This is a genomic window from Pelagimonas sp. (genome assembly GCF_058892305.1).
Genome location: NZ_JBZXVN010000056.1, coordinates 22323 through 28982, shown reverse-complemented (window position 1 = coordinate 28982; position 6660 = coordinate 22323). Strand labels below are relative to the sequence as shown.

The following is a 6660-nucleotide window of genomic DNA, read 5'->3' as shown; positions in this document are numbered from 1 at the left end:
TGTCGTCCTGTGCGCCGCCATAAACCCGGTCATCGTCATTGCCACCAGAAAGGAAGTTGGACCCATCATTTCCGCGCAGGGTGTCATTGCCGCTGTTGCCATACAATGTGTCATCACCGTCGCCGCCATTGACGCGGTCTTGGTTTGATCCGCCTACCAAGAGATCATCGCCATCGGCACCATTCAGCGTGTCGCGCCCTGCGTTTCCATAGAGCCGATCTGACCAAGCGCTGCCGGACAAGGACGCCCCGCCGCTGGGGGCTCTGAGGGTCTGACCGGGATCGGCGTCATGCTCGGCTTCTTCAACCGAAATCATCATCCGGTCCGCCCACATAAACCGCGTGCCAAACAGGTCTTCGACACTCATGGGGCGTGAGGTGCTGGATTGAATGCTTAGGGTGTAGTCACGGTATTCAATCCGTGCGCCGGTTGATGTCGCGGTGACTTGGAGACTGTCGGGACCGCGCAGCATTGGCCATTGCGACAAATCAAGCCGGTCGATGCCCACTGTGAAATCTATGATCCTGGCATTGTCGCTCGTGGCGCCTAGAACAAAGACGTCTGCTCCGGCTCCGCCTTGCAGGACGGTGCGGCCGGGACCCGCTTCGAGGATATCATCACCTGCGCCGCCGCGCAGGGTGTCGCCATGGATACCGGCCACCAGAATATCATCGCCACTGGTTCCGAGATGATTGACCGCTGTTGTGCCGCTACTGTGCTGCCAAACTTCTCCCAAGTTGCTGACATCCAAGGTAAACATACTGACGCCCGTGTCGCGCTGCGAACTGATGGCAACATAGATCGTGCCATCACTGGCATGGGCATCAATGCCCGATATATTGTGCAGACTTGTGGTCAAAGTGTCGATGGCTGTGTCGCGCCAGATGAGCTGACCGTCCGGCATCAAGGTGAACAGGGACACCCCATCATCGCCTCCGCCCGCCAAGACCATGACCTGACCATCCACTTCGACAACGGAGAGGGCCACCACCTGACCAAAGCGGGTCTCTCGGGTATCAATCTGGTGGTCAACAAGAACAAGATTGCCTGCCTCGGTGAGTTCGACCACAGAAAGAGAGGAGCTTCCGGCGGCGGCCATCACCACAAAGGTGCGGCCATTGATCTGGATGCTTTCCATCGCCGTTGGTGTCGCAACGCCCAACCCCTGTTCTGCCCCCAATTGAGCGGAGAGATGGGTCGAGCCGGTTTCCGGATCGACCAATAGGGCCGCCATTTCATGCGAATTTTGGTCGGCAACAATCACATAGGTGTTGCCGCCATGGCTGAGCGGGCTCAGAATTTGGCCATAGCTGTCCGGGAGCTCATCTGGCAGGGTTAAGTCACCAAGCCCGACTTGCCGCACCAGTGATGCGGTCTCTTCCTGAGTGGTGGCCGTGGTGACAAAGCTGGCCGCATCTTCGGGGCTAAGGCGATCTTGGCGGCCAATATTGCCGTTGTCATCTATATCAAAGCACCAAATGCCATCTTCGTCGCCACTGACAAGGGCCACAGGCCCGTCGGGCAGGTTGTGAACCGCCAATGTTTCAACAGGGTTGTGATTGAGCGCACCGGTGAAAAAGGCCATGTCTTGCATGCGCCAATTACCATTGCTTTCCAGCCGGTAACTGCACAATCCGCCCCAGCGTCCGCTGGTTGTGATCAAGAAGACCCCTTGATCGGTTTCGACAAAACATACGGAATCCAATCCAACATCCAGCGCAGTTGCGCCGCTTTGGATTAGGCTTTGCGCCTGTAGGCTCAGATTAATATGTGGCTGTATGCTCATCCCACGACCCCAAGTTAGCGGTAGGATCGTCTTCGCAGGCCAGCATGGCGCGGAGCGTCATGGGATTGTGGCAAATCCGGGGAAGGTCCCTTGGATTAAAATGAAATGCTATTGTTTTGGACCTTGGGGCAGGGGCCGTTGGGGGCGTGGTCTGCATTAGCTCTGGCTCCGCCCCCCTTGCGCACGATAGAAGTAGAAAACCTTGTTTTCATGTGCAGATGTCTGAACCAGTTGTTTCCATCTTGATGCCCTTTCATGGGGCTTGCCCCACGCTTTGCTCGAGTGTGTGCTCTGTGCTGGCGCAGAGTTATCAGGAGTGGGAGCTGATCTTGGTGGATGATGGTGGCCATGATGACGCCGCCGCCCAAGCCCCGGTCTTTGCCCCGACTTCTGCTCAGGCCTTTGCCGAAAGTGATCCGCGGATCCGCTATGTGAAAACACAAGGCGGGCAGGGGGCCGCTGTGGCTCGAAACCAGGGGTTGGAGCACGCACAGGGGCGTTACATCGCCTTTCTGGATGCGGATGACCGCTGGCACGCATCCAAGCTTGAGCGGCAGTTGGCCTTGATGGTGCAAACGGGGGCCGCGCTTAGCCACACGGCCTACGAACGCCAATTGCCCAACGGACAGGTCTTGGCGCGTGTGCCCGCACGCGCGCGGCTCTCGTATGATGACATGTTGGGCCCAAACCTGATGGGGTGTTTGACGGTGATGTATGATCGTGAGCGCTTGGGCACACACCCCATGCCGAATTTGCCGCTCCAACATGATTATGCCCTGTGGCTTCGTCTTATCCGTCTTGGTGGTGATGCCGTGGGGGTTGATGAGGTTCTTGCTTATTATCGCGTCTCACCTGGATCGCTCTCAAGCAACAAACGCCATGCCATCCGGGATATATGGCGGGTCTGGCGGCAGGAAGAAAACCTGCCTTTGTGGCACTGTGCGGCAGCGATGTGGCGCTATGGCTGGTATAGTTTGCGGTATCGGGTTTTGAATAAACCCGAGGTTTAGGGGCAGAACCATTCACCCCGCCCCCCTGCGCCCACCCTCATTTCTTTTAACAAGAGACACACTCTAGGATAGCGCGCGCGCCTTCCAAGCCCTTGCGACAGTGCGATTGTGAAACGCCTTTCGGGGGAATGGGCCAAGCTGACGGTGATGTGCATTGCAACGAGCGGCAGAAACGAGCCCAAAATAATCAATACTGCACGGCGGACGACTGTCAGTTATTCGGCTTCTAAGGCCAGTCTTCTGACCAACACCAAGATCATCATCCCTGCAATGAACAGACACACTGCACCGGCGATCCATGCGATAGGCGTGGAGTAAATCTCGGCGAGAGTTCCAGCCAGAACCAGCCCCAATGCGGCCCCTAGTTGTTGGATCAAAGATCGCAACGACAGCATGGTTGAGCGCTGATGGTCCTCGACACAGCGATGCAGAATGCTGCTGGCTGGTGTTTCGCTTACGCCAAGGATCACCGAATACAGGACGAAGACGGCCACAAAGCCGATGATACCGCCTTGCAACGCCAATGTGACCTGCACGCCTGCTAGGCACGCAAAACTCGCGGCCAGCGTCATGGCGTGCCGCCGCCTGAATAGCCGGCTAATGAGCGGCGACAGGGATGCGCCGAACGCGATCGAGAAGAAATAGCTCGCGGTGATGACACCGATGACGGTGTTTGCATAACCCGCGTCCAACATGGGTTTTGCATGGGTGGGCCAGATCACTTCGACCGGGTTGCTTGCCATTAGAAAGAACGCCAAGGCTGCCAGTAGGATTGAAAGTGTGGGATGCTTTAGGGCGAGCAGGCCCGAGTCTTTGATCACCGTTGGAACGTTTGTAAACCCCTGACGGAGTGCGGTGAAATCCCTTGGCCGTGGTTTTTCGACAATGGCAAACATCGTGACACCAAACACGCCCAACATCACCATGAGACTTGCAAAGTAGGACACATCATAGATGCTGAACCCGAGGCTTTTTGCGACCGTGCCAAAAATATCAGGCAGAAGGCCGCCTAAAACGGCACCCATCGCCAACCCAACGGCGTTGGCCCATTGCGCTTTGGCCAGCGCGGGCTGGACATCCACATTGGGCGCGGTGGCCCTGAATGTTTCGACAAACCACGCATCAAGCGTGCCGGACCTGAGCGCGCGGCCAAAACCGATGAAGGCAAAAGAGAGCGCGAGAACGTAGAAGTCGCTCGTCGAGAGAAAGAGTACCAGCGACATCAAGCTGGCGACGACCGCCGTCAAAAAGACTGGCTTGCGGCCAATGCTGTCGGCAAGGCCTCCAAACGGTAGCTCCATCGCCATTGTGGTGACCGAATAGACCCCGAAAAGAAGCGAGATTTGAACAAGGTCCATGCCACGGTCACTCAAGGCCAGAGCAACAACGGCGACGGTCAGGCCCATCGCAAAACGGTCAAGGAACTGGTGTATCTGAAACACGCGAATATGCCGTCGCGCTGTCTCATTCAGTGCTGCGAAAGAGAACTCGGTTTCGGTGGTCATCTTTGCAGCATCCACGTTGCTGTTGACAGGCACAGTACATTAAGTGGGCCAGAATGAAGGTCGCGCGGCAAAGGGTTTCTTTGTCCCACGTTCGGCACTACACGGCCTGACGGGGAATGTCGGGCCTGTTGCACCCATCCAGAAATGTCACCACAGGGCGTGAGCGCATAATCCATCTTATGTTAAGAATCTCATGTTTTGAGGTGGGTCTCAGTCACAAAACCACCTCAAAACATATCGTTGGAATGTGTTCAGGCCTTCTCGCGTCGTTCTTTGTAGCGGGCAACGCCTTCGATCATGGTGTTGTAGAACTTCTGCGGGGCTTCGCTGCGGCGTGCCTCAAGCAGGGTCCATTGCTGTTGAACCAGAGCATCACGGGCTGTGTCAGATTTGAGAATCTTGAGCGCAGCCTCTATCCCGTCACCAAGTAGGTCTTCGGCAAAGACAAATTCTGTGGGTTGTAGTGGCGCGACGTCGGAATGCTCAAAGCACAAGATCGGCACATTGTTATTGCGGGCGATTGAGGCGCCTCCCCCGCCGCCGGTGAAACCTGGGGGCTGGAAGAACAGGGCCGCTGAGCTGGCCACATGGTAGAACTCATCATAGTTGAGCACCGGGTGCACGACGATCCGGCCTCGTTTGCGGAACTCCTGAAAGCGCTTATGGTCTTTGAGGAGGTTCTTGGGGTCTTCGGCCCCGACCAAATGCCAATCTGCCTCGGGGAGCTGCCCGAGCAGATCCAGGATTTGATCAACCTCACCGTTTTGGTAGCCCTGCAATGTCTTGTCGAGCCGGACGCCAACCCAAGCGGTCAGGATACGCTTGCGATCCTGGGGCATGGTTTTCATGCTGTCGGGAACCACAGCGGCTTGCAACCCCGGGAAAGGCGGATAGGGGCTATAGCGGACCAACGCATCTTGCGGGTCGCCATTTAGAGGATGCGGACCACGGGCGATAATGACGTCGGTCAGCTCATCCACATCGTTGTTGGATTGGACAAAGAAGAAGCCGGTGGGCACATATTTGTGCAGGATATGGCGAACGAGCAGGCTTTCGTTGGCGTGATATCCCGTGCGGCCACCGCCGTACAAGATCATGTCCGGTTGCATGTTCAATATCTGTTCACAGGTATTGATCAGGCCACGGACCCCAAAGCTCTCGAAATAGCGCACGGAAATGCGGTCGCGCAGGTCTTCGGGCACTTTTTCTTCGATGAAATCGCGCAGCACAGCGATGTTATCAGGGCGGTAATAGTCTTCGAACCCGGCATTCCAGCTGATTTGCCGCTCATAGGTGGCCACCAGCGTGACGGTGATATTGGGATCAAGAGACGCCAGAGACGCGGCAAGCGACAGATACAAATGTTTGTGCGAATGCACGGCGGAAATCTTGATAACGTCCAAGCACAAGATGATGTTCAAGGGCGCATCAGGGACATGGCGTGGTGCGGCGTTTCGGGTCTCAAGAATGTCACGGGCATAGGCGACGATTGGGTCCACCATATCGCGGCGCACCTTGAGATAGGTCGAGTAATCAACCGCCTCAACGGCTTGCGCCATATGTTCCGCGGCCGCGACGCGATCCCCTTTGCCAAGCTCTTCTAGGGCCAATTGGGCATTGCACCGCATGACCTTGCGGCGAATTTGGCTGATGATCTTGGCATCATTGCGTTTCGTCATGGAGGAGGTGCGATACCAAGCGGCCAAAGATTCGCGCCAGCGTTCCTGCATAAAGTAGCTCTCGCCAAGCAGGCGGAAGACGTCACGATGGGGCGGGCCTTCCTTCTCGGCAGCTTCCAAAATCCTTTGGGCTTCGTCCAACTCCCATAGCTTGATGAACTCACGGGCCAGATTGATCCGGGCTTTGGTCAGAGGCAGCCGTTCATCCGGGCCTTTTGCCATCGCAATTGATGGCGTGGCCTGAGATTTCAGCTGAACTGGTTTGTCTTCTTTTGGTGCGCTAGGCTCGTCTTGAGGGGCCGCAGACACCCTTTGGGTGAATTTGGCGGCACTCTGTCGTGCCGAGGCGATGGGGCCAGTGGGCAGGGCAGGCGGAGATTGATCTTGTGGCGCGCTGTTGTCAGGTGCCTGTTTGGCATCCGCATCCTTCAGGTCACTCTCCCCCGAAACGGTGGTTTTAGAAATGGATGTGGAGAGTGTCGTCGAAAGCATCTTCTGTCCTGATGATCTACGCCGGTTTCCCTGGGGGAACTTGGCGTGTGTCTATTCTTAAAAAAAGTGGCTCGCAATCATTGCGAACCCGCAGCTGTCACAAGGATCATATGACATAGCGCATCTATCAAGCTTCTAATTTTGCTACAAGATGCATGGTTCGCCGGTTTTCATGAGAGAGGCGCACG

Annotated in this window: 4 protein-coding genes; 1 reads left to right on the top strand and 3 read right to left on the bottom strand. The window is 56.4% G+C overall.

Features of this window, described 5'->3' with window-relative positions:
* On the bottom strand, positions 1–1786 hold a 1786-nt coding region (locus AC5EFR_RS20635; protein WP_493577617.1), incomplete at its 3' end, for a calcium-binding protein.
* A gap of 218 nt (positions 1787–2004) precedes the next feature.
* Here AC5EFR_RS20635 and AC5EFR_RS20630 point away from each other — a divergent pair.
* Positions 2005–2796 carry a glycosyltransferase family 2 protein gene (locus AC5EFR_RS20630; protein ID WP_493577616.1) on the top strand — a complete coding sequence of 264 codons (792 nt, stop codon included), beginning with the start codon at positions 2005–2007 and terminating at the stop codon, positions 2794–2796.
* A gap of 215 nt (positions 2797–3011) precedes the next feature.
* On the opposite strand, the gene AC5EFR_RS20625 is transcribed toward AC5EFR_RS20630, so the two are convergent.
* Together AC5EFR_RS20625 and AC5EFR_RS20620 are read right to left on the bottom strand one after the other, a co-directional pair.
* Positions 3012–4301 carry an MFS transporter gene (locus AC5EFR_RS20625; protein WP_493577618.1) on the bottom strand — a complete coding sequence of 430 codons (1290 nt, stop codon included), beginning with the start codon at positions 4299–4301 and terminating at the stop codon, positions 3012–3014.
* Positions 4302–4552: 251 nt separating this feature from the next.
* A complete protein-coding gene (locus tag AC5EFR_RS20620) occupies positions 4553–6472 on the bottom strand; it encodes a tetratricopeptide repeat protein (protein WP_493577615.1) in 1920 nt (639 codons plus the stop codon).
* Positions 6473–6660: the final 188 nt, after the last annotated feature.

Bases quoted from the DNA above. Each gene is read 5' to 3' on its own strand.
- AC5EFR_RS20630 (WP_493577616.1), top strand. From the start codon at position 2,005: ATGTCTGAACCAGTTGTTTCCATCTTGATGCCCTTTCATGGGGCTTGC.
- AC5EFR_RS20625 (WP_493577618.1), bottom strand. From the start codon at position 4,301: ATGACCACCGAAACCGAGTTCTCTTTCGCAGCACTGAATGAGACAGCG.
- AC5EFR_RS20620 (WP_493577615.1), bottom strand. From the start codon at position 6,472: ATGCTTTCGACGACACTCTCCACATCCATTTCTAAAACCACCGTTTCG.